The organism is Pseudooceanicola marinus (assembly GCF_002786295.1).
Classification (GTDB): domain Bacteria; phylum Pseudomonadota; class Alphaproteobacteria; order Rhodobacterales; family Rhodobacteraceae; genus Pseudooceanicola; species Pseudooceanicola marinus.
Genome location: NZ_PGTC01000011.1, coordinates 83,331 through 110,326, shown reverse-complemented (window position 1 = coordinate 110,326; position 26,996 = coordinate 83,331). Strand labels below are relative to the sequence as shown.

Genomic DNA, 26,996 nt, shown 5'->3' with positions numbered 1-26,996 from the left:
CAGATGAGCGTGAAATTCGGGCAAGTGGTGACCGTCGGTCTGGCGCGTCAGGTGGCGGATGAAATTCACGCCGCGATCCTCGATGGCCGGCTGAAGGCCGATGACCGCCTGCCGGGCGAAGAGGAACTCGCCACCCGCTTCGGCGTCTCCCGCCCCACGGTGCGCGAGGCGTTGAAACGGCTCGCCGCGCTGAACCTCATCCATTCGCGCCGCGGCCCCACAGGCGGCAATTTCGTCAAGCGCCCCGAACTGGAAGAGCTGGTGGAAACCCAGGCGACCTCGGCCATGCTGATGGTCGGCATGGGGGCCTTCGACATCGACGAGCTGATCGAGGCGCGCCTGGAAACCGAGGCGCTGTGCCTCGAACGCGCCTGCGACCTGCGCACCGAGGAGGACCTGGCCGCCATGCGCGCGGCGCTGGCCCGCCAGGCCGACCCCACCCTGCTGGACACGGAGTTCTGCGCCGCCGACGTGGGCTTTCACCGTGCCATCGTCGAGGCGGCACATAACGCTCCCCTGCGGCTGATGATGACCACCGTCATCGAGAGCTTCATCCCGCTGTTGAACATGATCGTGGTCGGCCAGCGCAATCGTGCCGACACCCTGGCGCATCAGCAGAACCTGCTGGAAGCGGTCGAGGCCCGGGATGCACAACGGGCCCGCCTGGCCCTGGAACGGCTGCTCAGCCACCTCACCGACACCTACGCCGCGGCCCAGAGGGCCCGCGACGCCAAGCGGCCCGTCTAGACCCACTGGGGGCCGCCCCAACCCCGGAGGAATACCATGTCCGACACCTTCACCGCCCTGCGCATCACCGACGCCGGCGATCGCAAGACCCGCGCCGAGATGACCGAGATGACCCTGGCCGACCTGCCCGACCTGCCGGTCCTGGTCGAGGTCAGCCATTCCACCGTGAACTACAAGGACGGGCTGGCCGTCACCGGCAAGGGCCGCATCGCCCGCCGCCTGCCGATGACCGCCGGCATCGACATGGCCGCCACCGTGGTCGAAAGCGCGACCGAGGAATTCGCCCCCGGCGACAAGGTGATCCTGAACGGCTGGGGCCTGTCGGAAACCGAACAGGGCGCCTATTCGAAGTTCCAACGCGTGAAACCCGAATGGCTGCTGCCCCTGCCCGAGGGCTTCAGCCCCGAACAGGCCATGGCCATCGGCACCGCCGGCTATACCGCCGGGCTCTGCGTGCAGGCGCTGCTGGACTGGGGCCTGGACCCGCAGGGCGCGCCGATCCTGGTCACCGGGGCCGCCGGCGGCGTGGGCTCTGTCGCCACGGCGCTGCTGGCCCGGCTGGGCTATTCCGTCACCGCCGTCACGGGGCGCCCGGAAACCCATGACTACCTGTCGAAACTGGGCGCCACCGACTTCGTTGACCGGGCCGAGCTGTCGGAACAGGGCAAGCCGCTGCAACCGGAACGTTGGGGGGGCGCGGTGGATGTCGCTGGCGGCCATACCCTGGCCAATGTACTGGCGCAGACCTGCTACGGCGGTGCCGTCGCCGCCTGCGGCCTGGCCGAGGGCCCCTCGCTGCCCGGCACCGTGATGCCGCACATCCTGCGCTCCGTCGCCCTGCTGGGCGTCGATTCCGTCATGGCGCCGAAGCCGAAGCGGAAGGCCGCCTGGGACCTGCTGAACAAGAAGTTGGACCGCGATCTGCTGTCCACCATGTACGCGGTTCACGGCTTTGACGAACTGCCGGATCTGGCGGAGAAGCTGATGGCGAACCAGATCCAGGGTCGCGTCGTCGTCAACGTCTGATCGGCGCGCCCCGGTCCCCTGCGGGGCTTTGACATGACAGATCCCCGGACCCGCCCCGCGCAGGTCCGGGGATTTTCTTTTGGTCCAACGGGTTACGGCGCTCGCTGCCCATCACATGAAGAAGGCCCCTCTCGCCGACACGCGGGATCTCCCGCCCCCCTGCGGCGGCTTATGCTTCGCTGTCATCCTCGGGCGTCCCGCTCTCGCGGGCATCGCGATAGCCGCGCCGGGTCTTGGTCGCGGCCAGCTTCATCAGGGCGGTGACGGCCTCGCCCTCATCTGCGTGGCGCATCGCCATGGACTGTCCGCGAAATCCGATCCGCCCCCATTCCCGCACCAGGGTCACGCCACCGAACAGGTCCGGCTGCAGGCAGATCCGGTAGAACCGGCGCATGTTCATCTCCTCGTCGATCCGGGTCAGATCGACGCTGGTCGGGAAGACATCCAGTTGGTCAGGCTGATCGCTCATTTCTGAGTTTCGCTTCATCAAGGTTCCGGCACACAGGTCCTGAACGACGGCCGACGCCTGAACCCGATGCGTTTGGACCTAGGTGATGGAGGCCGGCCTGACAAACTACAAGGCTTGAAAAGGGTATCTGGCGCGACTTATCCGGCACCTGCAGGTCGAACACGTCGCGAAGGAGTGGCGCGCCGCTCGGCGCCGCCGCGACGCAGAACCATGCTGCCGGAGCTTGATGCAAGCTGAAGACCAAGCAGGGCAAAATGGGTATAGAGCAGCGAGCCCGGGCCGCGGGGTGAGGTCTGGACGGGCGAGGTCAGATGTTGCGGCACCCGCAGGGGCCCGGACACGGAGTAAGAGGGACGATGAGGGATCTAATTTTCAGAACGGCACAGCAGGGCGACGTTGCGGACCTTGCGATCCTTGCGGATATGGCGACACGAGGGCTGATGTCTCATCTCTGGGGACTGGCTGCCGTTCCGGGGCAATCGGCCTTCGAGGTGGGGCGAACGGCCCTCCTTACTCAGTCCGATCACTATATCTTTTTTCGCAACTGGTGTATCGTCGAAGTCGGTGGCGCGGTGGCCGGGGCCCTTAACTGCTACGTCATTCCCGAGGCCAGCGCTGCATCGACAGATGCGCCAGAGGCTCTGAGGCCGCTGGATGAGCTGAAAGCACTTATTCCGGGCTGCTACTACATCGCCATGGTGGCACTGTATCCCACGGCCCAGGGCCAGGGCCTTGGGAAGATCGTGCTGGAAGAGGCCGCCGCTTCGGCGAGGGCGGCAGGCTGTTCGGAAATGGCTTTACTGGTCGGCAGCGCAAACACGCGTGCCCGCAATCTTTACCAAGCCTTCGGGTTCTCCGACCGTGCGACACGCCCGTTTGTGCCCTTCCCGGGGTCCGACTTGCCGGGCGATTGGATCCTTATGCACAAGTCGCTGTCATGATGGGACGTGTTGCACTGCGCGCGCACGGGAACGGTATGCTTGGCGTTCGTCTAGGGCGGTTCCATTGGAGCCGCCTTGGAGCTGCGGCACGGGTAGCTCGTGAGAAATCAGTGGATTAGCTTACGTCCTGTTGACCGCTCATCCATCGCTCTGCCCCCTTCCAGGAAGAGGGCAGAGCGTCTTTCAGCACAGGATACTGGCCGTGGCCAGCCGCTTCGGTCTGCTCAGCTGGCCGTCTCGGTCGGGGCGGCGCAGAGCTCTGTCACAATGCCGTCAAGGAAGGCGATGCAGGCGTCGAGCTGGTCGAGGGCCACGAATTCATTCGGCTTGTGCGCCTGCTCGATCGAGCCGGGCCCGACGATCACCGAAGGAATGCCGCCGATCAGTTCGAAGATGCCGCCCTCGGAGCCGTAGGAGACCTTGCCGCCCCAGGCCTCGGGCATCTGCCGGGCATAGCGGGCAAAGCCCGTGGTGTTGCGCGCCTCTCCCATCGGCGGGTAGGAGAAGATCCGTTCGAAGGTGATGCCGGTTCCGGCGGTCTTGGCGGCCATCTCGGCGCTGACCTCGGTCGCGATCCGGGCCAGCAGTTCGGCCATGTCGGCTTCCGCGTCCATGCCGGCGATCGAGCGCAACTCGAAGGTGAAGCTGCAACTGTCCGGCGTGACGTTGGTCGCCACGCCCCCATTGATCATCGTGGCCAGCATGGTCGCATGTGGCACGGTGAAATCGTGGTCGAACGGCCCTTCGCTCTCATAACGCTTGCCACGCTCCGCGATCATCGCGATCGCGCGTGAGGCGTATTCGACGGCGTTGACATGCTCCGGCGCGAAGGAGGAATGCCCCGAGGTGCCGGTCACATGGGCGCGCATGGCGATCTTGCCCTTCTGCCCCGTTACCAGCTGCATCATCGACGGCTCGCCGATGATGGCGAACTCGGGCGGTACCGGCAGCGCGGCCAGATGCCGGGCAATGGCCGGCGCACCGAGGCAGCCGACCTCTTCGTCATGGGAAAAACAGAGATAGACGGGACGGGCGAGGGGGGCTTGCGCCAGTTGCGGGGCCACCGCCATGACGCAGGCGGCAAAGCCCTTCATGTCGCAGGCGCCGCGACCGAAGAGCTTGCCGTCACGGATCTCGGCGGTGAAGGGATCGCTCTGCCATTCCGGCTCGTCCGCGGGGACCACGTCGGTATGGCCCGACCAGACCACGCCCGCGACCCCCTCCGGCCCGAAGGCCGCGATGAGGTTGGCCTTGGTGCCGGTCGCGTCGGGCAGGATGGTGATCCGCGCGCCGAGACCGCGGAAATACTCGGCCATGTGGTCGATCAGGGCACGGTTGCTGTTCCGGGACACCGTGTCGAAGCGGATCAACTCCGAGAGATGCTGCACGGCGCTGGCCTGCCGGTCGGAGGCGGCGGGCTGGATCTCGCTCTGCAGGGTCATTGTTCAACTCGTCTTTCTGTTTTGAATTTCTGAACTTCGCGGCGCACCGTGATGAACAGAACGAACGCGATGAGCGCGGCAAACACCCAGGTGATAGGCGAGGAGAGCAGCACCGCCGGCTCGCCGCGCGAAATCGCCAGCGCGCGGCGAAGGTTCTCTTCCAGCATGGGACCAAGGATGAAGGCGATGAGGAAGGGCGCCGCCGGGATGTTCAGCAGGAACATGATGAAGCCCACCACACCCATCACCAGCAGCACGGCCACGTCGAAGGGGCTTGAGGCGATCGAGTAGATGCCGAACACGCACAGCAGCAGCACGAGCGGCGTCAGCAGGGTCTGCGGGATATGCGAGACCTTGGCGAACATGCGCATGGTGATCTTGCCGGCGAAGAACAGCAGCACCGAGGACACCAGCATGCCGATCAGCAGCATGTAGACTTCGTGGATGTTGGTCTGGAACAGCAGCGGTCCGGGCGTCAGGCCCTGGATCATGAAGGCACCGAGCATCACCCCGGTGATCACGTCGCCGGGCACGCCAAGGGCAAGAAGTGGGATCATGGTGGCGCCACAGGCGCCGTTGTTGGCGGATTCCGAGGCGGCAATACCCTCAAGCTCGCCCTTGCCGAAGTTGGCGCCTTTCTTGGAACTGCGCTGTGCCTCGCCGTAAGAGAAGAAGGCTGCCGAGGACGGGCCGATGCCGGGAATGGCGCCCAGCACCGAGCCGATCACCGAGCCCTTGAGGATGGTCTTGAGCGAGCCCATGAACTCTGCGCGGGTCACATGCTGCGCGCCCAGCGTGGCCGCCTCTTCCTGCTTGGTGGCGCGCATCACAACCAGCTTGATCAGCTCGGGCAGGGCAAAGAGGCCGATGAGCACCGGCGCGATCGACAGGCCGGCCTGCATGTCCGGTGTGAAGGCGAAGCGGAACGAGCCATACATGTCCTCGCCCACGGTCGCCAGCAGCAGACCCAGTGCCGCCGAGACCAGGCCCATCAGCAGCGAACTGCCCGAGACACCGGCCACGGTGGTCAGCGCGAAGAGCATCAGCATGAAGAACTCGGGCGGGCCGATGCGCAGCGCCAGAACGGCGAGCGGCGCGGCGAAGAAGATCAGCGACAGGTTGGAGATGAAGTCGCCCGTGACCGAGGAATAGAGCGCCATGTTCAGCGCCTTGCCGGCCTTGCCCTGCTGCGCCAGCGGGTAGCCGTCCAGCGCAGTGCAGGCGGCCGAGGCCGTGCCGGGGGTCTTGATCAGGATCGCCGAGACCGAGCCGCCATAGGTCGACCCCTTGTAGAGCGCGACCAGCAGCAGGATCGAGGGCACCGGGTCCATGTAGAAGGTGAAGGGCAGCGCGAGGGTGACGGCCATGGTGCCGGTCATCCCGGGGATGGCGCCGACGATGACACCGCCCCAGATGCCCGCGATCATGATCAGCAGGTTCTGCAGGGTCGCCACGGCCACCAGTGCGGAGAGGATTTCATTGAGCATGGGAATCTCCGATCAGAAGCCGAAGGGCTTCGTCAGCACGCCCTTGGGAAACTGCGTGCCGAGCGCGGAATGGAAGAAGAGCTGCAGCAGGATCGGCGCGCCGAAGGCGAGCAGGGCGATCCAGATGCGGTGGCCGCGCTCGCCGGTCATCAGCACGATGCTGAGCGTGAGCAGCATCGTCGAGACAAGGAAGCCGAGCAGCGGGATGGCCACCAGGAACAGTACGAAGGCCAGCATCAGCCCGGCGAAGCGGCCGGCCATGCGGGCGCGGCTGCTGCCATCGGTCTCCAGCGGCGACTCATCGGCCTGGGGCCGGAAAAGAGCCAAAAGCAGCGCCAGCATCCCAAGCACTATCCCCGCAAGGGAGACGGTGCGCGGCCACATGTCCGGCGGCGGGGCGAAGCCGGGAATGAAGGCCGGGCGCGGCACGTAGGCCGGAACAAGGATGAAGGCGGTCAGCGCAAAGAAGGCGACAATGATCAGCCCCCGCAGGACGGGTTTGGGCATGCGACACTCCGGGAAAGGGGGCCCCGTCGGCGCGGGGCGGGTCGGTGGCGCGGCCCCGTTCGGATGGGGCCGCGCAGATCGCTCGTCAGGTCAGCCGGGCCGCGGCGCGGCCCGGGGCACTTAGTTCGGCAGGTAGCCGAAATCCTTCGCCAGACCGTGGAACAGCTCGTACTGGCTCTGGGCGTAGTCGCTCATGTCGACGTCGCCAATGGTCGAGATGGACCCACGGTTCGCTGCAAGCTCCAGCCATTTCTCGTCGGTGGCAACCTCGGCCAGCACCTCCTGCCACTTGGCGGTCACCTCTTCAGGCAGGTCCTTGGGGCCGTAGAGCGCACTCCAGCCGGCGATCTGGCCGGCCTTCTCGTAGCCGAGCTCGGCTGCGGTCGCGACATCGGGCAGGGTGTCCATGCGCTTGGGCGCGAAGACCATCAGCGCCTTCAGGTCACCGCTTTCGATATGCGGCATGAGCGAGCCCGCCGCCATGGCGACGAAATCCACGTGGCCGCCGAGCAGAGCGGTGGCCAGGGCGCCGCCGCCCTTGTAGGGCACCAGCGTCGCGGCGGTGAGCGGGTCGAGGTCGTTGTCGGCCAGCAGCGCCTGGGTGGTGAAGCCGTCGATCGCAGTGGCGCCCGAGGCAGCATAGGTCATCCGGCCTTCGCTTTCCGCGATCGCCGCCACCAGGTCTTCGACGCTGTCATAGGGCGCATCGGCGCGCACGGCGAGGATCATCGGCGTGGCTTCCAGCGCGCCGAGGAAGCTGTAGGCGTCCCATGCGACAGCGTTGTCGGGGGTCACGGCGGGCGACAGCGCCATGCCGACGCGGGCCAGCAGCAGGGTGTAGCCGTCCGGATCCGCTTCTGAAACCGAGCGGGCACCGTTCATGCCACCGGCACCGGGCTTGTTCATCACGGTGACCGGTTGGCCCAGGAAGGGCTGTGCGGTTTCCGCCAGCGCGCGGCCAGCCAGATCCGAGGCGCCGCCGGGGCCGTAGGGCACCACGAGGGTCACCGCCTGGTCGGGATAGTCCTGGGCCGCGGCGGGCCCGGTTGCAGCGATCACGGCCATGGCGATCGTTCCGAGAATCTTCTTCATGTTTGCCTCTCATCTACTCCGGCAGAGCCGGTCTGTTGGATGGCCCGCAGCATTCACAGTATGCGAAGATTGACAACAGCCTGCACTCATTTGCATAAAATGCATACTGAGGGAGGTACTCATGTTCAAGATCAGCGAATTGGAGGCTTTTGACGCCTATATGCGGCTCGGCGGCGTCAAAATGGCTGCGGAAGACCTGGATGTCAGCCAGCCGATGATCAGCCGCCTGCTCTCGGCGCTGGAGGAAAAAACCGGCTTCGACCTGTTCCTGCGCAAACGCAATCGCCTGGCCCCGACGCCGGAAGCCTTCCGCTTCCACCAGTCCGTGGTGCGCCAACTCGCCGGGTGGCGCAGCCTTGAACAGGAAGCGCTGGCCATCGCGAACGGGCAGGTCGGGCATCTGGTCATCGCCGCACAGCCGATCTTCTGCGACACCTTCCTGCTCGATGCGCTGGAAAACTTCCGCGAAACCCATCCACAGGCGACGGTGCAGATCGTCGATGTCGGCATCGCCGAACTGCTGCGCATGATCAACGAGCAGCGCTGCGACCTGGCCTTCGGGATCACGCTGAACGCCGAGGCCTTTGGCGGCGATGCCCGTGTGCTGGCCCATTGCACCGCTCGCTGCATCCTGCCCGCCGGGCATCCGCTTGGCGATGTTGAGGAAATTCCGCTGCCGCGTTTACGCAAGGAATGGTTCATAGACCTTGCGGAAGGCAGCCCGTTGCGGCAGCGCGTCGATCACATGATGGAGACAATCAATGTCGACCGCACCATCGCCGCCGAGCTTCGGACACTGCATGGCGTGGTGCGCCTGGTCGAGCGCGGTGTCGGTGTCGCGATCGTCGATCCCGTCGCAACTCAGCTGCTCACTCCAGAAAAAACTACCTCGCACAGGCTGCTGCCGGCGATCACATGGGACATTGCACAATTCGTGCCGCGCGATCGGCCCCTCAGCGCCATGGGGCTGGCCTTCGCCGATGCGGTTTCCTCCGAGATCGACCGGCTCAAGCGGTCCGGTGTGGTGAGTTGAGGCCAAGGCTATATCGGTCCGAGCGCCGCTGGCGACCGTGACCGCATATTTCGCCAGGGGTAAGGCATGAGTCCGCCACTGGTTCGAGGGCCATGCCGAACGCGTGAGACATTCCGTCGTGGTCGAGCAACGCTAGACCGGAGCAATCCAAGGCACTAAGGTCGAACTTTCCTTCATCGAGCAGCTCGTGCTGCTCAGCCATGACGCCGAGACGCCGTGCCCATCGACCCAGACGAAAGCCTGCCTTCCTCTTCTGAGGCAGGCGGCATTGCCAGGACAAGTGACGTGAAACGTCTCGACTTTCTTGACGGGATGCGGGGGTTCTTCCTGCTGACCATGGCCCTTTCCCACATCGTCCTGCAGGGCGGCGTCTGGCTTACGGAGCTGCATTTCCGGCAGCTGATGTTCGTCGAGAGTGCCCAGGGCTTTGTCTTTCTCTCGGGCCTCATGGTCGGTCTGATCCAGGGGCGGCGCCTGCTGCGCCACGGGCGCGCCGCGATGCGAAGGTCCATCCTGTCCAGGATGGCGGAGCTGTGGCTCTGGACGGTCGGGCTGATCTTCCTGGCCCTGGTGGCCCGTGACCTGGCCCCCGGCGGCTACCTGGCCTGGCGGAACTGGCTCGGTACCGCGCCGATCGGCGATCCGATGCGGATCTTCGGGATCCTGACGCTGACCTTCCAGCCCACCTTCATGGACATCCTGCCCATGTACATCTTCTTCATGGGCGCCGCGATCGTGGTCACCCGATGGGCCGTCGAGGGGCGCTGGAAGCTTGCGGCCGGCCTGTCGGCGCTCAGCTGGATCGCCTGCCAGCTGGAGGTGGCGCGGATCTGGTCCCGTCCGCTGAACGAGGCGCTGAAGGCCTCGGACACGCAGGGGCTGCGCATGGCCTTCGATCCCATGGGCTGGCAGGTGCTTTTCATCGCCGGGGTCATCCTGGGGGGCCTCTGGGCGAGCGGGCGCATCAGCTGGGAGGCCGTCTTCGGCCCGAAGACCCGCAGCGTGGCGTTCTGCGCCCTCCTGGTCATGCTGTTCTTCGCCCCGCTGCGCATTGCCACCGCGCACGGTCTGATGCCGAAGGAGCTGCTCGAAGTGTTCTGGCCGTTCGACCGGCGCTCGAATTTCAGCGTGATCTACCTGGTGAATTTCGTGGCCGCCGCTGTTCTGTTCAGCTGGCTGGCGATCGCTGGCCGCCTGGACCGGCTGGCCCCCGTCCGTGCGGTCTCGTCCGGTCTTCACTGGGTTTTCACGCGCCCCGCGCTTTGCCTGCTCGGGCGGCATTCGCTGCACGTCTATGCCTGGCATGTCGTGCTGGTCTACGCCGTGCGGTACTACGACAGCGCCTGGGGGCCGAGCGGCGTGGTGATCAATACGCTCCTCGTCCTCTACGTGCTCGCGCTGATGTGGGTGCCGCCCCTGATCCGAGAGCGTGGATGGCGTCGCCGGATCGCGGCCTGATCCCGAACCTTGCAGCCGGAGCAGGGTCCCGTTCGGGCGCCATGGCCGCAACATGACGGTTGCGGCGTGTATGATGACGGAACGAAAGACTTCCGGTCTCATCAGGGCGTCACGTCGGCCGGCTCAACGAACCGACCGCTGTTCTCGCCGCCAAGCGCATAGTGCACCGGCAGGCGGGCATCTTCCTCGGGCGGCATGACGGCGAAATCGGTCAAGTCGGTTGTCACGAAGCCGGGGCTGACCGAGTTCACCTTCATGCCCGGCTGTCTCCTTCCGCTCCTCGCTCGACTGCACCGTCAGCACGTTCAGCGCCGCCTTGGAGGCATGGTATCCGATGAACTGCTAGGCATGATGCGTCGACCCGGGGTTCCCGGTTCAGTGCCAGAGAAGTGTTCTTTGCCGCGCTTGAGGGCTGGGGGCCGACCGAAGGCGCGCGCCGCACCCCAGCTCCCGGGCGACGGGGCCGCCGATCAGTGTTGCAGGACGTAGCGTCCCGGCGCCGCGGCCAGAGAGGCGGCCATCTTCGGCGAGGCGACCGCGCCGGAGGAGTGATCCGTCAGCCAGTCGGTCCAGGCGGGCCACCAGGACCCGTCCTGCGGCGCATGGGCAGCGAACCAGGCATCGGGCGCCTCGTATTGCGCGCCGGCGGGGCGGTGGCCGATGCGGAAATGGGCCCGGGGCCGGCCCGGGGGGCTGACAATGCCGCCGTTATGGCCGCCGCTGGCCAGGGCGAAGGTCAGGTCGGAGCTGTTGAACAGCCGCATCTTGTAGACCGATTTCCAGGGCGCGATATGGTCCTTCTCGGTGCCCACCAGGAAGATCGGCACGGCGATGTCGCGCAGGGCGATCACCTCCCCCTCAACCGCGAACCGCCCCGCGCTCAGGCGGTTCTCCAGGAACAGGCCGCGCAGGTACTCCGAATGCATCCGGGCCGGCATCCGCGTTGCATCGGCATTCCAGGTCGTCATGTCCGAGGTCATGTCCTCACGCCCCAGGAAGTAGCGCTGCACCGCGCGGGCATGGATCAAGTCCTCGGCCCGCATGGCGCGGAAGGTGCCGGCCATCTGGCTGCTGTCGAGGTAGCCGCGCGCCCACATCATGTCCTCCAGGAAGGCGACCTGGCTTTCATCGACGAAGAGAAGCAGCTCGCCCGCCTCGGAGAAATCCACCTGCGCGGCGAAGAGTGTCATCGAGGCCAGCCGGTCATCGCCATTGCGCGCCATGGTGGCCGCCGCAATCGACAGGATGGTGCCGCCCAGGCAATAGCCGGTGGCATGGACCTTCTGGCCCGGCACGATGCGGGTCACCGCGTCCAGCGCTTCCATCACGCCCTCCTTGCGGTAATCCTCCAGCGACAGCTCGGCCTGATCGGCGCGGGGATTGGCCCAGGAAATGGCGAAGACGGTGAAGCCCTGGCCGACCAGGTAGCGGATCAGCGAGTGTTCCGGCGTCAGATCGAGGATGTAGTATTTCATGATCCAGGCGGGCACGATCAGCACCGGTTCGGCCTGCACCTTGTCGGTGGTGGGGCTGTACTGGATCAGCTCGAACAGCTCGTTGCGGTGCACCACCTCGCCGGGGGTGCAGGCCAGATCGCGGCCCACCTCCAACGTGCTCGCTTCGCCCTCGGCACCGGTCAGCGCGCGCATCATGTCGCGGGCGAAGAACTCTGCCCCTTCGGCCAGGTTGGCCCCGCGCCGCGCTACGGTCTCGTCGAGGATCTCGGGGTTGGTGGCCGGAAAGTTCGAGGGCGAGGCCATGTCCAGCACCTGCCGCATCATGAACCCGACGCGGTCGCTGTCGGCGGCGCTGACGCCATGCAGGTGGTCGGTGGCATGGTCCCACCAGTCCTGGCAGGCCAGGAAACCCTGCTCCATCATGGCAAAGGGCAGGCGTGACCAGCCGTCGTAGGTGAACCGGTGGTCGTAGGGCTTGGGCGTGAAGGGGGCGGGCGCGTCCTCGTCCCCGGCGCCACGCCGCAGGGCGTATTCGCTCAGGCTCAGGGCGTTGCGGGTGGCGGTTTCGGCCAGTTCGATCTGGCGGCCCGGGGCGGCGGCCAGGTTCATCGCCCAGTCGCCCCAGGCCTGCAGGGTGGAAAAGGGCGAGAGGCCGCCGGTCATCCCGGCAAGGCCCGCCCGGGCCATGCGGTCCAGATCGGCATAGGGATGCGGGCCGGCACCGGGGGCCTTGCCCGGTGCGGGCGCTGCGCCCGGGGTGCCGTCCTGCGCCGCCGCGGAGCTTGGCTCCGATGTATCCGCCTGCGTCAGCTTGATGACCTTGGGATCTGCCATGCCGTCCTCCCGGATCCGCCCGTGTCCGGCGGGCCGCAGGGGGCGGCGATGCAACCGGACTCACTCGCAGAGAACCGGCCCCGAGGCGTTTGGGCAAGCCCTGTCCCGCGACAGTTTTGCGAAACGCGGCGTCCCGCCACAGGGGGTGCGGCCCGGGCGCCTTTTCGCTGGCCTGCGTCACGCCACCCAGAGGCAGACAAGGGCGGCCGGCGCGCCGCCCGCGTGCCACGCCCATGCCCCATACGTTGGCTGAAAATACTCCGGGGGAGTCGCGGCTGGCCGCGACGGGGGCAGCGCCCCCTGCCGCCGTCAGGGCCTGCGCGCGATCAGGCCGCCAGGCCGCGCGCCCCCATGTCGAGGAACTTCTTCCGCCGCGCGTCAATCAGCGCCTTGCGGTCCATGCCGTCCATCTCGGCCAGCATCGCCTCCAGGGCGCGACCGACGGAGGACATGGTGGCCGTGCGGTCGCGATGCGCGCCGCCCGTGGGTTCGGAAATCACCCGTTCGATCACGCCCAGGTAATGCAGGTCCTGCGCGGTCAGGCGCATGGCCTCGGCGGCCTCGCGCATCTTCTCGGCGTTCTTCCACAGGATCGAGGCGCAGCCTTCAGGCGAGATCACCGAGTAGATCGAATGCTCCAGCATGGCGACCTTGTTGGCCGCCGCGATGGCCACGGCGCCGCCCGATCCGCCTTCGCCGATCACGATGGAGATCATCGGCACGCCGATCTGCAGGCATTTCTCGGTCGAGCGCGCGATGGCCTCGGATTGGCCGCGTTCCTCGGCCCCCTTGCCGGGGTAGGCGCCGGCGGTGTCGACCAGGCTGATGACGGGCAGGTTGAACTTGTCGGCCAGCTCCATCAGGCGGATCGCCTTGCGATAGCCCTCGGGGCGGGCCATGCCGAAGTTGCGCTCGATCCGGGACTTGGTGTCGTGGCCCTTCTCGTGGCCGATCACCATAACGGGACGGTCACCAAGGCGCGCCAGGCCGCCCATGATCGCCAGATCCTCGGCAAAGTTCCGGTCGCCGGCCAGCGGCGTGAACTCGGTGAACAGCTCGGCGATGTAATCCTTGCAATGCGGCCGGTCGGGATGGCGCGCCACCTGGCATTTCCGCCAGGGCGTCAGCTTGGAATAGAGATCGACCAGCATGTCGCTGGCCTTCTTGTCCAGGGCGGCGGCCTCGGACTCGATGTCCATCTCTTCGCTTTGCCGCGCCATGGCGCGCAGCTCTTCGGCCTTGCCTTCGATCTCGGCAAGGGGACGTTCGAAGTCGAGGTAATTCGTCATCTGGCGCTCCCGTTTCGGTCGTCCGTTATATGAAGGTCCGGGCGGCGAAGTGCAATAAGGCAAGATTTGCCGGATGCGTCTCAGGCAGGGTAAAGCCGGAAGGGAGAGACGGGTGGCCCCCGAAACCACCCTCTACCCCGTCGAGATCCGGCAGGTCCCCGACTGCCACCTGGCCGGCCTGCCGCATCGCGGCAGCTATTTCGACATATCGGGGGCCTATGCGCGCCTCACCTCCATCCTGCAGCGCGGGGCCTGATGGCCCGGGTTGGCGTGATGGGGGCGCTCTATTACGACGACGTCACCTTGAAGCCCGAGGCTGCACTGTAGAGCTTCGCAGGCATTGAACTGCCCGCCGACATGCCCTTGCCCGAGGGGCTTCAGGCGGTCGATGTGGCGGGCGGGCGCACGACGTGGCGCAGCGCCAGCTCCGGCGCGATCTCGTCGCGCAGGGCATCGAAGGTGGCCACGTGAAGCTCGGCGGTGTTCAGCGGCAGGGCGTGACGGGGCATCATGCCCTTAGTGGTAGACCACTGGGATCAGCGAGGCCACCAGCAGCGCCGCCATGGTCCAGTTGAAGGCCCGGAGAAGCCCGGGACGATGCAGCAGCCGCCGCACCTCCTGCCCCAGCAGGATCCAGACGGAGTTGGCGGGAATGCAGACCAGCCCGAACATCGTCGCGATCAGCAGCACTGCGCCTAGGTTGCGGTCGGGCGCGTAGAGGGTGACCGCGCTCATCCCCATGACCCAGGCCTTGGGGTTCACCCACTGGAAGGCCGCCGCCTGAAGGAAGGTCATCGGCCGCCCCGTGGCATCACCGCCCTCGGGCGGGGCGGCATGGGCGATCTTCCAGGCGAGGTAGAGGAGGTAGGCCGCGCAGGCCACCATCAGCCCCTGGCGCACGACAGGGTAAAGGTCGAAGACCTGCATCAGCCCCAGGCCGACCAGGGCGACCATGACCGAGAACCCGACCCCGATGCCCAGCATGTGCGGCACCGTCCGCCGGTAGCCGAAGTTCGCACCCGAGGCCATGACCATCAGGTTGTTCGGCCCCGGCGTCACCGAGGAGACGAAACAGAAGAGGAAGAGGGCGGTCAGCACCTCAAGCGGCACGGCGGGCAGGAAAGGGGGCATGGCATTGCTCATCGGCTGTCAGGATTGCAATCTTATGCTGGATCTGGCGCCGTGGGGTTGCAAAATGGCGCGCCGTATCGTCATGATTGCAATCAATGGCGAAGATGGATGAGATAAACCGAAAGATATTGCGAGAGCTGTCCCGGGACGGCCGCATGTCGAATCTCGACCTGGCCGATCGCGTGGGCCTGTCGCCCTCGGCCTGCCTGCGCCGGGTGCAGGAGCTGGAACGCTCCGGCGTGATCCGCGGCTACCGCGCGGTGATCGACCCGGAGGCCGTAGGGGCGGGGTTCGTCGCCTATGCCACGGTGGGGCTGTCGGAACACACGAAGGCCGCGCAGGAGGCCTTCGAGGCCGCCATGCGTCAGGCGCCCGAATGCCGCGAATGTCACAACATCACCGGCTCACGCGAGTTCCTGCTGCGGATCGAGGCGGAAAGCCTGGCCGCCTACAAGCGGTTCCACACCGAGGTGCTGGGCACGCTGCCCCATGTCTCGGCCCTGACCACCTATGTGGTCATGGGCTCTCCCAAGGATGACAGGGCCTGAGTGGGGGCGCTGAAAGGCGCGCCTTAGCGGCAGTAGCCGGCCTGTTCGCGGATCGCCTGGCCAGAGCCCGCCAGCGAGATCGGCAGGGCCTGCCCCTCGACCCGCAGTTCCGAACCGCGCTGCAGCGAGGCCAGGAAGCTGTCGCGCGCCGCGGCGGAGTCGAACAGCATCCGGTAGCCGTGGATGTCGCCCTTGGAAATCGCCGGGTCCGGCGTTTTGCCGGTATAGCCCAGACGATAGGTCGTGGCCTGGCCGTCGATGGCGAAATCGGCCTCGGCCTCGCCCTCGGCCACCTGCGGCAGCGGCGTGCCGAACCCCAGCCGGACCGATCGTACTCCCTCCTCGCAGCGGATCGACAGGTAGTCGCCGGTCAGCGCGCGCTCTTCGTCCAGATACATCAGCAGGCCGTTCTTGTCGGCCTCCTTGCTCTGCATCCAGTGCTGTTCAAAGATCTTCGCGGTGTCGGTCTCGATCACCGGCTGGGCGGCCACGGGCGCGGGGGAGGCCAGCAGGGCGGCGGCCGCGGCGGCCAGGGCCAGGGCGGGCACGGCCAGAACGGGGGCGGCCGGCAGGTGGTCTTTCAGAAGGCGGGCGGTGCGGAAGGCGCGCATCTCGTCTCTCTTTCGGCTTTCGACGTCGTTGCGGCGGAACTTATAGCGGATTCGCGGAAAGCCAAGGGCAGGGGCGCCGCCCGGGGGTCCCGGTGAGGTTCGGCGGCGCGGTTCCGCCGGTCGCAATCGGGCCTACGCGCGGCGCCAAGACCGTTGAGAGTGCAAGAAAAGAAGGGGTGCGGCGGGCTGTCGCAGGCCAAACCCGCAAACTACCCCTTCAAACATGAAAGCGCCCGCGAGTCCTCCTCACGCGGGCGCTTCGCCGGGCGAGCCGCAGGTCAGTCCCCGGCGGCGATCAGCTCGGCTTGTTTCACGATCACTTCTGCCTGTTTAATAGATGCGATGTCAACTAGTCTTCCCTTGTAAACCGTTGCGCCGGCGCCGGTCCGCTTGGCCTCCTCCATTGCGGCGAGGATTTCGCGGGCCTCGCCCACCTTCGCCTCCGACGGGGTGAAGACCTCGTTGGCCAGGGCGATCTGCTTGGGGTGGATGGCCCATTTGCCCACCATCCCGAGGGTCGCGGACCGCAGCGCCTGGGCGCGATAGCCGTCGTCATCGGAGAAGTCGCCGAAGGGTCCGTCGACCGGCAGCAGGCCATGGGTGCGGCAGGCCGCGACGATGGCCGTCTGCGCCCAATGCCATGGATCTGACCAATATTTCTGGCCTTCGCGCAGCATGTAATAGTCTTCCTGGGTCCCGCCGATGCCGGTGGTCTGCATCCCCATGGAGGCGGCGAAGTCGGCGGCGCCCAGGCTCATCGCCTGCATTCGGGGTGAGGCGGCAGCGATTTCCTCGACATGGGCGAGGCCCGCGGCGCTTTCGATGATGACCTCGAAACCGATGCGTTTGGTGCGGCCCTTCGCCGTCTCGATGGCGCTGACCAGTGCGTCGACGGCATAGATGTCACCGGCGCAGCCGACCTTGGGGATCATGATCTGGTCCAGCCGGTCGCCGCAGTTTTCCAGCAGGTCCACCACGTCGCGATACCAATATGGCGTGTCGAGGCCATTGATTCGCACCGACAGGGTCTTCTTGCCCCAGTCGACATCCCCGATCGCCTGGGTCACGTTGCGGCGCGCCTGTTCCTTGTCGTCGGGGGCCACCGCGTCTTCGAGATCCAGGTTGATCACGTCGGCAGCCGAGGCGGCCATCTTGGCAAAGAGCTTGGTGTTCGAGCCGGGGCCGAACAGCTGGCAACGGTTCGGGCGGGCCGGGGGCTGAGGCTGGACGCGAAAGGACATGATCGGTCTCCGGGTAAGGAAATTACGTTCGAGGCTTCTTGATGGTTAGGAAATTACCTTTGTGTTTACAACCCGGATTTTGCAGTGCAGCATGATTTCGCGGGGTCACGCAAGAATCTTCGAATTTGCGTTCGGAAACCGGGAGGTGCGCGCGCTTTTCCCGTCCCGCGCGCGTAATTCGCAAACACCTTGATATGGATTGGCCCCATGGTGAAGGAAACCCTCTTCAGGAGACCATGACATGATCGAGACCCCGTATCTTCTCTTCCTCGGTGACGCCCCCGACGCCTTGGCCGCGAAAGTGGCGCAAGGCATCAAGGACTGGCGCCCGGAGAACTGCGTGGGCCAGTACCGCATGGACGGCTGCAAGGCGGACATGAAGCTCACCGACATGACCCTGGCCGAAGCCAAGGCCGCCGGCGCCAAGACCCTGGTGATCGGTGTGGCCAACCGCGGCGGCGTGATTTCCCAGGCCTGGAAGAAGGTCCTGATCGAGGCGCTGGAAGAAGGTTTCGACATCGCGTCGGGCCTGCACAACCTGCTGCGCAACGAACCCGACCTGAAGGCCGTGGCCGAAGCGACGGGGCGTACACTGCATGACGTGCGTATCCCTTCCGTCCAGTACCCGATCGCCTCGGGCGTGAAGCGCAAGGGCAAGCGTTGCCTGGCCGTGGGCACCGACTGTTCCGTCGGCAAGATGTACACCGCGCTGTGCATGGACCGCGAGATGAAGAACCGCGGTTTGAAATCCAGCTTCCGCGCCACCGGCCAGACCGGCATCCTGATCACCGGCGACGGTGTGCCGCTGGACGCCGTCATCGCCGACTTCATGGCCGGCTCGATCGAATACCTGACGCCTGACAACGATGATGACCACTGGGACATGATCGAGGGCCAGGGCAGCCTGTTCCACGCCTCCTACTCCGGCGTGACCATGGCGCTGATCCATGGCGGCCAGCCCGACGCGCTGGTGCTGTGCCACGAACCCACCCGCGACCACATGCGCGGCCTGCCCGACTACAAGCTGCCCGAGCTGTCGGACCTGCGCGACGTGGCGATGAAACTGGCCTCCTGGGTGAACCCGGACGTGAAGGTCATCGGCGTTTCGGTGAACACCCAGCACATGAGCGAGGAAGACGCCCGCGCCTACCTGGCCAAGGTCGAGGAAGAGCTGGGCCTGCCCGCCACCGACCCCTACCGCTACGGCGCGGAAAACCTGGTCGACGCGCTGATCGCCTGAACCGATCAAGGCCCGCCGGGGATCCCCGGCGGGCGTTCTTTTCCGACGATGAAAGGGACCGACGTGAAAATCGACGTGACCCGAGAGACCTTCCCGCTGGCCCAGGTGTTCCGCATCAGCCGCGGCGCCCGCACCGAGGCGGAGGTGCTGACCGTGACCGTCTCCGACGGCGCCTACACCGGGCAGGGCGAATGCGTGCCCTACGCCCGCTACGACGAGACACTTGCCTCGGTCGAGGCGCAGCTGGCGGCGCTGCCGCCCGACATCACCCGCAAGGGCCTGCAGGACCTGCTGGAGGCGGGCGCGGCGCGCAACGCGCTGGACTGTGCCCTGTGGGATCTGGAGGCCAAGAAGGCCGGCAAGCGGGTCTGGGAACTGGCGGGCCTGCCCGCGCCGGGGCCGGAGATCACCGCCTATACCCTGTCGCTGGACGAACCGTCGGCGATGGAGGCCCAGGCCGCCAAGAACGCGCATCGCCCGCTGCTGAAGATCAAGCTGGGCACGCCGGACGACATGCCCCGGCTGGAAGCCGTGCGCCGTGGCGCGCCGGACGCCAAGATCATCGTCGACGCCAACGAGGGCTGGTCGGCCGAGGTTTACGCCGACCTGGCACCGCACCTGGTGCGCCTCGGCGTGGCGCTGGTGGAACAGCCGCTGCCGGCAGGGCTGGATGATGCGCTGATCGGCATGGACCGCCCCGTGCCCGTCTGCGCCGATGAAAGCTGTCACGACCGCGCCTCGTTGCCCAAGCTGAAGGGCAAGTACGACGTGGTGAACATCAAGCTGGACAAGACCGGCGGCCTGACCGAGGCCCTGTTGCTGCGCGAGGCCGCGCTGGCCGAGGGCTACGAGGTGATGGTGGGCTGCATGGTCGGCAGCTCGCTGGCCATGGCGCCGGCGGTCCTGGTGGCGCAGGGCGCGATGGTCACCGACCTCGACGGTCCGCTGCTGCTGGCCGAGGACCGCGCCGCGGCCCTGCAATACGACGAGGCCGGCGTGCACCCGCCCAGTGCGGCGCTTTGGGGGTGACGCCCGGTCCGCGCCGCAAGGCGCGGCAAAGGCCCCGGTCCCCCGCGTTTGCGGACCGATCTACGAAACATGCCGGGCGCATTCCGCCAATCTGCCCGGCATCACCGGCAGGTCGCTGATTTCCCTTCCGGCGACCTGCCAGCCAACCGCCCCGCGTCCCGGGGACGCAAAATTCTGGCCTTCCGCCCCGTTGCGGGTCTAGGAAGCGCCTGACGTATCTGCGGGGCCGCACAGGCGTGTCCCCCACGACAGACAGGAGAATGGCCCATGAGCCGCATCGTCTACGTGAATGGTGAATACCTCCCCGAGGAAGAAGCCACGGTTTCCATCTTCGACCGCGCCTTCCTGATGGGCGACGGCGTCTACGAGGTGACCTCGGTCCTGGGCGGCAAGCTCATCGACTTCGACGGCCACGCCAAGCGCCTGGCGCGCTCGCTGTCCGAGTTGGACATGGCCGAGCCCTGCACCATGGACGAGCTGCTGCAGATCCACCGCGAACTGGTGGCCCGCAACGAGATCACCGATGGCCTGGTCTACCTGCAGGTGTCGCGCGGCTCTGCCGGGGATCGCGATTTCGTCTTCCCCGATCCGGAGGTGGTGAAACCGACGCTGGTGCTGTTCACCCAGAACAAGCCGGGCCTCGACAAGGATCCCAAGGCGCTGAAGGGCACCAAGATCATCACCGTGCCGGACATCCGCTGGCACCGCCGCGACATCAAGACGGTGCAGCTGCTCTACCCGTCTATGGCCAAGATGATGGCGAAGAAGGCCGGCTGCGACGACGCCTGGCTGGTCGAGGACGGCTTCATCACCGAAGGCTCCTCCAACAACGCCTACATCGTGAAGGGCAACAAGATCATCACTCGCGAGCTGTCCAACGACATCCTGCACGGCATCACCCGCGCTGCCGTGCTGCGTTTCGCCGCCGAGGCGCAATACGAGGTCGAGGAACGCAACTTCACCCCCGAGGAAGCGACCCAGGCCGATGAGGCCTTCACCACCTCCGCCTCCGCCTTCGTCATGCCCGTGGTCGAGATCGACGGCGTGACCCTGGGGGACGGCACCCCGGGCAGCGTGTCGTTGCGCCTGCGCGAGATCTACCTCGACGAGATGAAGAAGGCGGCCGTCTGACCTGACGGTGTCCGGCGGCCCCGGCCGCCTGTCCAAAGACCCGAAGGCGCGGATCCCGCTGATCCGCGCCTTTTTGCCATGCGCCTCCCCCCTGCGTGCGCGGGGCTTTGAAAGACAGGCGTTCCGCGCCATATGAGGGGCTGCCCTCATGCGAGTCCCGCCCATGCGCCTCTCCCTCTCCCTGATCACGACCTGCACCGCGCTGGCCCTGCTGGCCACGGCCCTGCCGGCGCGTGCCGACCTGTGCGATTTCCGCCCCGAGAAGGTGGTCGACGATGTGGCCGACAGCGCCCTGGGCGATGCGATCAAGGGCGGCGTCGGGTTCGACCTGTCCGACGTGGTGTCGGGGGCCAACCTGCTGAACCCCGAACGCGACAAGGATCGCCTGAAGGGCGTGACCGGCGTCGTGGCCGCGGCCTTCTCCGCCCCGGTCTCGGTCGCGGCGGGGGTGATCGGCATCACCGCCTTCGAAGGGGTCTGCACGCTGCACGAACGCCGCCGGACCGACAGCGACGCGGTCTTTGCCGTGCTCAGCGACATGGCGGAGGACGCCGACCCGGCCTATTTCGCCCTGGTCGACGCGGACGGCGGCCCCGACAAGGCCGTGCTGCGCCTCGGCGACGGACAGGGGGGCGCGGCCGAGTATCCCGTGCGCCGGTTGGAGATCGTGGACGGGGAGCTGCGCCATATCTCCTTCGGCGCGAACAAGGTGCTGGGGCGCGTGACCTACCGCATCCCCGCCGAAACCCTGCTGCGCCCGGACGAGGATCACGTGCTGGAACGCCCCGCCGGCCCCGCGCCGCTGCCCGAGGTCACCGTGTCGGACCTGCCGCAGAAGCCCGTCAAGGGTGGCGCGAATGCCAAGGGCGAAGAGGATCTGCCGCCCGCGAAGTGATGCGCCTCGCATGATCTGCCCCAGATGCGGTCCCCTGGAATGCAAAAGGCCCGGAGCGATCCGCTCCGGGCCTTTTCTGTGTCGGGGCTGTCAGTCGCCGCGCGGTCAGTGGACTGCGGGGGCCACCAGTTCTTCCTCTTCTTCCGCATCGGCCTCGGGGTCACGGTCCTTCGAGGCCAGCTTCAGCACGGTGAAGCCGACCACGGCGGAGATCGCGGAGCCGGTCAGCACGCCCAGGCGGACCGAGTTCATCAGCGAGGCGTCATCGAAGCTCAGCGTGCCGATGAAGAGCGACATGGTGAAGCCGATGCCGGCCAGGCAGGCGATGCCGTAGATATGCGCCCAGTTGGCGCCCTTGGGCATGCGCGCGATGCCGGATTTCACCATGAGCCAGACGACGCCGAAGACGCCGACCTGCTTGCCCACGACCAGGCCGCCCGCGATCCCCAGGGCCAGCGGATCCAGCAGATCCGCGAAGGTCAGTCCGGTCAGGTTCACGCCCGCGTTGCCGAAGGCAAAGAGCGGCACGATGAAGAACAGCACGTAGGGCGACAAGCCGTGCTCGATTGAATGCAGCGGCGACTTGCCGTAGCGGTCCTTCAGCGGGATGAAGAAGGCGGTTAGCACGCCCGCCAGGGTCGCGTGAACACCGGACATCAGCACGAAGTACCACAGCAGCACACCTAGCAGCAGGATCGGCGCGACCCGGTGGGTCTTGCGTTTCAGCAGCACGAACATCGCGGCGAGCGGGATCAGGGCCAGGAAGAGGTAATCCACCTGCAGATCGGCCGTGTAGAAAAGCGCGATGACAACGATGGCGCCCATGTCGTCCAGGATCGCCAGGGTCAGCAGGAAGATCTTCAGCGAGGTGGGCACCTTCGGGCCGGCCAGGGCCAGGACGCCCAGGGCGAAGGCGATATCGGTCGCTGCCGGGATGGCCCAGCCCCCCAGAGTTTCCGGATTCCCGAGGTTAAGCGAGACATAGACGATCGCCGGGCAGGCCATGCCGGCAATGGCGGCCACACCGGGCATCAGCACATCGGCCGGGTTCTTCAGCTTGCCTTCGAGAAGTTCGTACTTCAACTCCAGCCCGACAAGGAAGAAGAAGATCGCCATCAGGCCGTCGTTGATCCAGTGCAGCAACGAGTTTTTCAACTCGCCCTCACCAAAGGAGATCTTCAGATAGGTATGCAGCCATTCGTCATAGGCCGGGCCCAGGCTGGAGTTCGCGATAATCAGCGCGAGTACGGTTGCCAGGATCAGGAAGATCCCTCCCGATGCGTCGCTCGAAAAGAACCTGTCCAATTCACGCCGTAGCCCCATCCCTGTCTCCTCTGTAAATCCGGGTGTCAAACATGCTTTTGGCCTCGGGGGCGGACCTCAAGGCATTGATATCCCAGATGGGGCCTCGCCGTCCCGGCTCAAGAGGCGGGACGGCAAAATATCGGCGTCACATTTACTTTTCGGTCACGTTCTCGCGAAAGGCCGTCTCGAAGGCCTCCTGCTGGACGTCGCTGGCCTCGGTCTGGTGCTCTGATTTCCACTGGTCATAGGGCATGCCGTAGAAGGTTTCGCGCGCTTCCTCCTTGGACATCTCGATGCCCCGCTCAGCTGCTGCTTCCTGGTACCAGCGGCTGAGGCAGTTCCGGCAGAAGCCGGCGAGGTTCATCATGTCGATGTTCTGCACGTCGGTGCGTTTGCTCATCAGGTGATCGCGCAGGGTGCGGAAGGCCGCGGCCTCCAGCTCGATCCGGGTCTGGTCGTCGATCTCGGTGCTCATGGGGGTCCTCCTGTGTCAGGCTTCAGATAGGCCGCCCCGCTTGCGGAAGGAAGAGCGGGGGATGCTGGCGGTTTCCACGCCGAGGGCGCAGCTGCCGGGCAGATGGGTCTCCAGTACGGCGAGGGCCGCGTCGGCCAGCTCCATGTGCTGGACCTCGGGGCGGGTGTCCATCAGGCGCAGGGTGACGTTGACGAAGGCCGTCTCGCCAGACAGCAGGCGGAAGCTGTCGGCGCGGTAGGCGCGCAGCTTCACCGCCGTTTCGGGCACTTCGGGATGGGCGGCCATCGCCTCGGTCAATGCCTCGATCAGCCCCTCGGGCAGGTCTAGGCCGGCGTATTCCACAACGATATGGGGCATGGGGCAGGGTCCTTTCTTATTGCGGCCCGTGGTCTTGCTGCGTGCGGGCCGTCTTCCGTGACGGTGGCGCGGATCGCGGGGCTGTCCAGCGCGGGCGGGGCAGATCCTCGCGTCAAGCGCGGGGTCAGATGTCGGGGGCAGAGATGCGGGTGCCCGCCGGCAGGGACTGGATCAGCAGACCGGTCATCACTTCGGCGATGGCCCGCTCTTCCGGCCCGGCCAGGCCCTCCAGCCGGAGCTCTACCAGGGGGCGGCCGTCGGCGGGCAGGGGGCGGGCCTCCGGCAGGAAGCCGAAGTCGTCGATCTCCTCCATCCAGGGTGCCAGCGCCGACAGCGCCTGCACCAGTAGGGAGTGTGGCACGGCAAGGCCGTGAAAGTCGATGATCAGCCGCGCGCCGCTCATGCCGCGCGCCCCGACAAGCGGCGCGTCACAGGCCCGTCTCCGCCAGAACCTCTTGCAGGATCGGCGCGAGGCGCCGGGCCCAGGCGCTTTGATCCGCTTCGGTCGCGATCAGGTCGTTGCGCAGCTCGATCAGCACGTTGGGCAGGCCGTTGGCGATGGCGTGGCGATCCACCGCGTCACCGGGCAGGTGCCCGCCGTAGGGTTCATTGGCGCCCACGCAGAGGTCCGGTTCCGCCCGCAGCCGGTCCAGCAGAGGGTCCGAGAGGCGTTCATCCGCGGCGTAGAGGACGCCGACCTGCCAGGGCCGGGGCGGGCGCCCCTTCAACTGCGGGGTGAAGGAGTGGATCGACAGGTAGACCCGGTCGGCGCGCGCTGCCACCAGCCCGGCCACCGCGTCATGATAGGGGCGATAACAGCCCTCCAGCCGCGCCTGCAGCTCCGCCGGGCCGGCGTGGCGGTTGCCCGGGATGATCGTGCCGTCGTAAAGCTTCATCAACAGTGTCGGGTCATCCTCGCCCCGGTTGGGGTCGATGACGAGGCGCGAAAAGTTGGACAGGACCGCCGGCGCCTCCAGCGCCTTGGCCAGGAAACGGGTCACCCCGGCCGCGCCCGGATCATAGGCGATATGGCGGGCCATCTCGCTTTCCGGCAGGCCGAGGGTGCCGTTGGCGACGAAATTCGGTACGGTGTTGGCAGCATGGTCGCAGGTAACAAGCCAGCGGGAGGGGCGATCCGGACCAAGGATCCGGTACGGCGCATATGTCATCCCGCTGTCACCTCGCTTCGACATTCAGACTTCGATATCCAGGCGCCATTGGCATTCGGGATCAGGCGCCTTAGGGTAAATGTGAACGCTAACATTCCGGCAGAGTCCGGGCTGCGACAACGGGGATGACCTTAATGAAACGTCAGCGCAATACGAAAATCGTCGCCACGCTGGGGCCCAGCTCCTCCGATTACGAGACGATCCGCGCGCTTCACGAAGCCGGGGCGGACGTGTTCCGTCTGAACATGTCCCACGGCAGCCACGACGAGATCCGCGAACGTCACCGCATCATCCGCCGGATCGAGCGGGACATGGACAGCGTCATCGGCATCCTGGCGGACCTTCAGGGTCCGAAGCTGCGCGTGGGGACATTCGCGGCGGACGGCGGCGAGGAGCTGGTCGAGGGCCAGGATTTCCGCCTGGACCTGGACGAGACGCCGGGCGACATCAACCGCGTGAACCTGCCCCACCCGGAGATCTTCGCGGCGCTGGAACCCGGCGCCTCGCTGCTGGTCAACGACGGCAAGATCCGCCTGAAGGTGAAAGACTGCGGCGCCGATTTCGCCAACTGCGAAGTGACCGTGGGCGGCACCATTTCCAACCGCAAGGGCGTGAACGTGCCGGACGTGGTGTTGCCGCTGGCGGCGCTGTCGGAAAAGGACCGCAAGGACCTGGAGTTTGTCTGCCAGCTGGGCGTTGACTGGGTCGCCCTCTCCTTCGTGCAGCGGCCCGAGGACATGCATGAGGCCCGCGCCCTGGTTGACGGTCGCGCCGCCGTGCTCGCCAAGATCGAGAAACCCGCCGCGGTGAAGAGCTTCGACGAGATCCTGGAGGTCTCCGACGGGATCATGGTGGCGCGTGGGGATCTGGGGGTCGAACTGCCCGTGCACGCGGTGCCGCCGATCCAGAAACGCCTGATCCGCAAGTGCCGCACCGCGGCCAAGCCGGTGATCGTCGCCACCCAGATGCTGGAATCCATGATCGAGAGCCCGATGCCCACCCGGGCCGAGGTCTCGGACGTGGCCGCGGCCATCTACGAGGGCACCGACGCCGTGATGCTCTCGGCCGAATCCGCCGCCGGTCAGTACCCGGTCGAGGCCGTCACCACGATGGACAATGTCGCCCAGGAGGTCGAGGGCGATGCGCTTTATCGCGAAATCCTGGAGCAGCAGCGCCGGACGCTCGTCGGGATCGGTTCGGTCGCCGAGGGCATCGTCGCCGCCGCGCGCGAAATCGCCGAGACCACCAACATCTGCGCCGTCTGCTGCTTCACCCAGTCGGGCACCACGGCGCTGCTGGTCAGCCGCGAGAAGCCGCGGGTGCCGATTCTGGCCATGTCCTCTCAGCGTGGCACGGCGCGGCGCCTGACCCTGTCGTGGGGCGTCATGTGCCTGGTCACCGGAGAGCTGTCGCGGTTCAAGCAGGCGGTGGTCAACGCCGCACGCGGGGCGCGGGTCACCGGGCTGGCCACCGAGGAGGACAGCATCGTCGTCATCGCCGGCGTGCCTTTCAACACCTCCGGCACCACCAACATCCTGCGCGTCGCCCCCTGCGAGGAGCGCCTGATCTTCGCCGCCGACCCCGAGTAAGCGGTCGGTCACGGCCCCGTCACGGGTCTGACAGCGCGCGGCGGTCCGGCGCCGCGCGAATAGGCTTTGGCGCGGGCGGCAAACTCGGGTAGAGGCATCGGGCATGAGCCTTGATGTGATCTTCGTGTGCGGCGCCCTGTTGTGCCTTCTGGCCATTCCCGCCCTGGTGTCTGCCTGGGCCGACAACCGGATCCCCTCCGTGTCGGTCTTCGCGCTGCTGTCGGGCACGGGGCTGACTGTCTATGCCTGGTACAGCGACCCGGTGCGCCTGGCGCCCTCGAAGATGCCCGATGCCTTCATCCGGGTCTTCGCCGAGCTGCTGCGCGCGATCTGATCGCCGCGCGGGCGCTGTGAAGCCCGGGACATCGGCGGGAGGACATCCGTGGGGGGCACTTCGCCCTTGTCAAAAGGCGATTCCCCTCCTATACGCCCGATCTCTACCTGCGCGGCCGGCCGACGAGGCATGCCGAGTCGTGTGTAATTCTCACAAGAG

30 protein-coding genes are annotated in these 26,996 nt (G+C 66.6%); 13 read left to right on the top strand and 17 right to left on the bottom strand.

Annotated features, from left to right (window positions below):
* Window positions 1-3 precede the first annotated feature (3 nt).
* Together CVM50_RS07780 and CVM50_RS07775 are read left to right on the top strand one after the other, a co-directional pair.
* Window positions 4-747, top strand: coding sequence for a FadR/GntR family transcriptional regulator (locus CVM50_RS07780; RefSeq protein WP_085888665.1), 744 nt, complete (start codon window positions 4-6; stop codon window positions 745-747).
* 36 nt (window positions 748-783) lie between these two features.
* The gene (locus CVM50_RS07775) at window positions 784-1,773 is read left to right on the top strand and encodes an MDR family oxidoreductase (protein ID WP_085888664.1); all 990 of its coding nucleotides are present in this window, start codon (window positions 784-786) and stop codon (window positions 1,771-1,773) included.
* Window positions 1,774-1,942: 169 nt separating this feature from the next.
* Here the strand turns inward: CVM50_RS07775 and CVM50_RS07770 are convergent, their stop codons facing one another.
* Window positions 1,943-2,242: a WGR domain-containing protein gene (locus CVM50_RS07770; RefSeq protein ID WP_085888663.1), complete on the bottom strand. Its 300-nt coding sequence runs from the start codon at window positions 2,240-2,242 to the stop codon at window positions 1,943-1,945.
* 356 nt (window positions 2,243-2,598) lie between these two features.
* Here CVM50_RS07770 and CVM50_RS07765 point away from each other — a divergent pair, with 356 nt between their 5' ends.
* Complete coding sequence (locus tag CVM50_RS07765; protein WP_157792158.1) at window positions 2,599-3,183, top strand: GNAT family N-acetyltransferase; 585 nt, start codon at window positions 2,599-2,601, stop codon at window positions 3,181-3,183.
* Between the two features lie 224 nt (window positions 3,184-3,407).
* Here CVM50_RS07765 and argE read toward each other — a convergent pair whose 3' ends face one another.
* The 4 genes from argE to CVM50_RS07745 form a co-directional block, all read right to left on the bottom strand.
* A complete protein-coding gene (gene argE, locus CVM50_RS07760; protein ID WP_085888661.1) occupies window positions 3,408-4,625 on the bottom strand; it encodes an acetylornithine deacetylase in 1,218 nt (405 codons plus the stop codon).
* Complete coding sequence (locus CVM50_RS07755) at window positions 4,622-6,112, bottom strand: tripartite tricarboxylate transporter permease (protein WP_085888660.1); 1,491 nt, start codon at window positions 6,110-6,112, stop codon at window positions 4,622-4,624. The genes argE and CVM50_RS07755 overlap by 4 nt, the downstream gene beginning before the upstream one ends.
* Window positions 6,113-6,124: 12 nt before the next feature.
* Window positions 6,125-6,619, bottom strand: coding sequence for a tripartite tricarboxylate transporter TctB family protein (locus CVM50_RS07750; protein ID WP_085888659.1), 495 nt, complete (start codon window positions 6,617-6,619; stop codon window positions 6,125-6,127).
* A 120-nt stretch (window positions 6,620-6,739) separates the two neighbouring features.
* Window positions 6,740-7,711, bottom strand: a complete 972-nt coding sequence (locus tag CVM50_RS07745) for a Bug family tripartite tricarboxylate transporter substrate binding protein (protein WP_085888658.1) — start codon at window positions 7,709-7,711, stop codon at window positions 6,740-6,742.
* A gap of 121 nt (window positions 7,712-7,832) precedes the next feature.
* Here CVM50_RS07745 and CVM50_RS07740 point away from each other — a divergent pair, with 121 nt between their 5' ends.
* Entirely contained in the window at window positions 7,833-8,744 is a 912-nt protein-coding gene (locus tag CVM50_RS07740) for a LysR family transcriptional regulator (protein WP_085888657.1), read from the top strand.
* Window positions 8,745-9,029: 285 nt separating this feature from the next.
* Entirely contained in the window at window positions 9,030-10,202 is a 1,173-nt protein-coding gene (gene opgC, locus CVM50_RS07735) for an OpgC domain-containing protein (RefSeq protein ID WP_085888656.1), read from the top strand.
* A gap of 101 nt (window positions 10,203-10,303) precedes the next feature.
* On the opposite strand, the gene CVM50_RS21315 is transcribed toward opgC, so the two are convergent.
* From CVM50_RS21315 to CVM50_RS07725, 3 genes are all read right to left on the bottom strand, one after another.
* Window positions 10,304-10,459, bottom strand: coding sequence for a Rossmann-fold NAD(P)-binding domain-containing protein (locus CVM50_RS21315; RefSeq protein ID WP_157792156.1), 156 nt, complete (start codon window positions 10,457-10,459; stop codon window positions 10,304-10,306).
* A gap of 213 nt (window positions 10,460-10,672) precedes the next feature.
* Entirely contained in the window at window positions 10,673-12,493 is a 1,821-nt protein-coding gene (locus CVM50_RS07730; RefSeq protein ID WP_085888655.1) for a PHA/PHB synthase family protein, read from the bottom strand.
* 326 nt (window positions 12,494-12,819) lie between these two features.
* Window positions 12,820-13,782, bottom strand: coding sequence for an acetyl-CoA carboxylase carboxyltransferase subunit alpha (locus tag CVM50_RS07725; protein ID WP_085888654.1), 963 nt, complete (start codon window positions 13,780-13,782; stop codon window positions 12,820-12,822).
* 112 nt (window positions 13,783-13,894) lie between these two features.
* On the opposite strand from CVM50_RS07725, the gene CVM50_RS21310 reads away from it, so the two are divergent.
* The gene (locus tag CVM50_RS21310) at window positions 13,895-14,038 is read left to right on the top strand and encodes a hypothetical protein (RefSeq protein ID WP_157792154.1); all 144 of its coding nucleotides are present in this window, start codon (window positions 13,895-13,897) and stop codon (window positions 14,036-14,038) included.
* Between the two features lie 121 nt (window positions 14,039-14,159).
* On the opposite strand, the gene CVM50_RS22155 is transcribed toward CVM50_RS21310, so the two are convergent.
* Together CVM50_RS22155 and CVM50_RS07720 are read right to left on the bottom strand one after the other, a co-directional pair.
* Complete coding sequence (locus tag CVM50_RS22155) at window positions 14,160-14,291, bottom strand: hypothetical protein (RefSeq protein ID WP_268808212.1); 132 nt, start codon at window positions 14,289-14,291, stop codon at window positions 14,160-14,162.
* Window positions 14,292-14,298: 7 nt separating this feature from the next.
* On the bottom strand, window positions 14,299-14,913 hold the full coding sequence (locus CVM50_RS07720) for a LysE family translocator (protein ID WP_085888653.1): 615 nt from the start codon (window positions 14,911-14,913) through the stop codon (window positions 14,299-14,301).
* Between the two features lie 95 nt (window positions 14,914-15,008).
* Here CVM50_RS07720 and CVM50_RS07715 point away from each other — a divergent pair, with 95 nt between their 5' ends.
* Window positions 15,009-15,461: an Lrp/AsnC family transcriptional regulator gene (locus CVM50_RS07715; protein WP_085888652.1), complete on the top strand. Its 453-nt coding sequence runs from the start codon at window positions 15,009-15,011 to the stop codon at window positions 15,459-15,461.
* Window positions 15,462-15,484: 23 nt separating this feature from the next.
* On the opposite strand, the gene CVM50_RS07710 is transcribed toward CVM50_RS07715, so the two are convergent.
* Entirely contained in the window at window positions 15,485-16,072 is a 588-nt protein-coding gene (locus tag CVM50_RS07710; RefSeq protein WP_085888651.1) for a hypothetical protein, read from the bottom strand.
* A 278-nt stretch (window positions 16,073-16,350) separates the two neighbouring features.
* Complete coding sequence (locus tag CVM50_RS07705; RefSeq protein WP_085888650.1) at window positions 16,351-17,313, bottom strand: L-malyl-CoA/beta-methylmalyl-CoA lyase; 963 nt, start codon at window positions 17,311-17,313, stop codon at window positions 16,351-16,353.
* A 241-nt stretch (window positions 17,314-17,554) separates the two neighbouring features.
* On the opposite strand from CVM50_RS07705, the gene dgcN reads away from it, so the two are divergent.
* From dgcN to CVM50_RS07685, 4 genes are all read left to right on the top strand, one after another.
* Window positions 17,555-18,553 (top strand): N-acetyltransferase DgcN, encoded by a 999-nt coding sequence (gene dgcN / locus CVM50_RS07700; RefSeq protein WP_085888649.1) that lies wholly within the window; start codon window positions 17,555-17,557, stop codon window positions 18,551-18,553.
* Window positions 18,554-18,616: 63 nt separating this feature from the next.
* A complete protein-coding gene (gene dgcA / locus CVM50_RS07695) occupies window positions 18,617-19,582 on the top strand; it encodes an N-acetyl-D-Glu racemase DgcA (protein WP_085888952.1) in 966 nt (321 codons plus the stop codon).
* Between the two features lie 267 nt (window positions 19,583-19,849).
* A complete protein-coding gene (locus CVM50_RS07690) occupies window positions 19,850-20,713 on the top strand; it encodes a D-amino-acid transaminase (RefSeq protein WP_085888648.1) in 864 nt (287 codons plus the stop codon).
* Between the two features lie 148 nt (window positions 20,714-20,861).
* Complete coding sequence (locus CVM50_RS07685; protein ID WP_085888647.1) at window positions 20,862-21,608, top strand: hypothetical protein; 747 nt, start codon at window positions 20,862-20,864, stop codon at window positions 21,606-21,608.
* Between the two features lie 105 nt (window positions 21,609-21,713).
* Here CVM50_RS07685 and nhaA read toward each other — a convergent pair whose 3' ends face one another.
* From nhaA to CVM50_RS07660, 5 genes are all read right to left on the bottom strand, one after another.
* On the bottom strand, window positions 21,714-22,931 hold the full coding sequence (gene nhaA / locus CVM50_RS07680) for a Na+/H+ antiporter NhaA (protein WP_085888646.1): 1,218 nt from the start codon (window positions 22,929-22,931) through the stop codon (window positions 21,714-21,716).
* Window positions 22,932-23,064: 133 nt separating this feature from the next.
* Entirely contained in the window at window positions 23,065-23,388 is a 324-nt protein-coding gene (locus CVM50_RS07675; RefSeq protein ID WP_232618187.1) for a DUF1244 domain-containing protein, read from the bottom strand.
* Between the two features lie 15 nt (window positions 23,389-23,403).
* On the bottom strand, window positions 23,404-23,745 hold the full coding sequence (locus tag CVM50_RS07670; protein ID WP_085888645.1) for a 5-carboxymethyl-2-hydroxymuconate Delta-isomerase: 342 nt from the start codon (window positions 23,743-23,745) through the stop codon (window positions 23,404-23,406).
* Between the two features lie 124 nt (window positions 23,746-23,869).
* Window positions 23,870-24,148: a hypothetical protein gene (locus CVM50_RS07665; protein ID WP_085888644.1), complete on the bottom strand. Its 279-nt coding sequence runs from the start codon at window positions 24,146-24,148 to the stop codon at window positions 23,870-23,872.
* A gap of 25 nt (window positions 24,149-24,173) precedes the next feature.
* Window positions 24,174-24,914: an N-formylglutamate amidohydrolase gene (locus CVM50_RS07660; protein ID WP_085888643.1), complete on the bottom strand. Its 741-nt coding sequence runs from the start codon at window positions 24,912-24,914 to the stop codon at window positions 24,174-24,176.
* 134 nt (window positions 24,915-25,048) lie between these two features.
* Here CVM50_RS07660 and pyk point away from each other — a divergent pair, with 134 nt between their 5' ends.
* A complete protein-coding gene (gene pyk / locus CVM50_RS07655) occupies window positions 25,049-26,503 on the top strand; it encodes a pyruvate kinase (RefSeq protein WP_085888642.1) in 1,455 nt (484 codons plus the stop codon).
* A gap of 103 nt (window positions 26,504-26,606) precedes the next feature.
* Window positions 26,607-26,837, top strand: coding sequence for a hypothetical protein (locus CVM50_RS07650; RefSeq protein ID WP_085888641.1), 231 nt, complete (start codon window positions 26,607-26,609; stop codon window positions 26,835-26,837).
* Window positions 26,838-26,996: the final 159 nt, after the last annotated feature.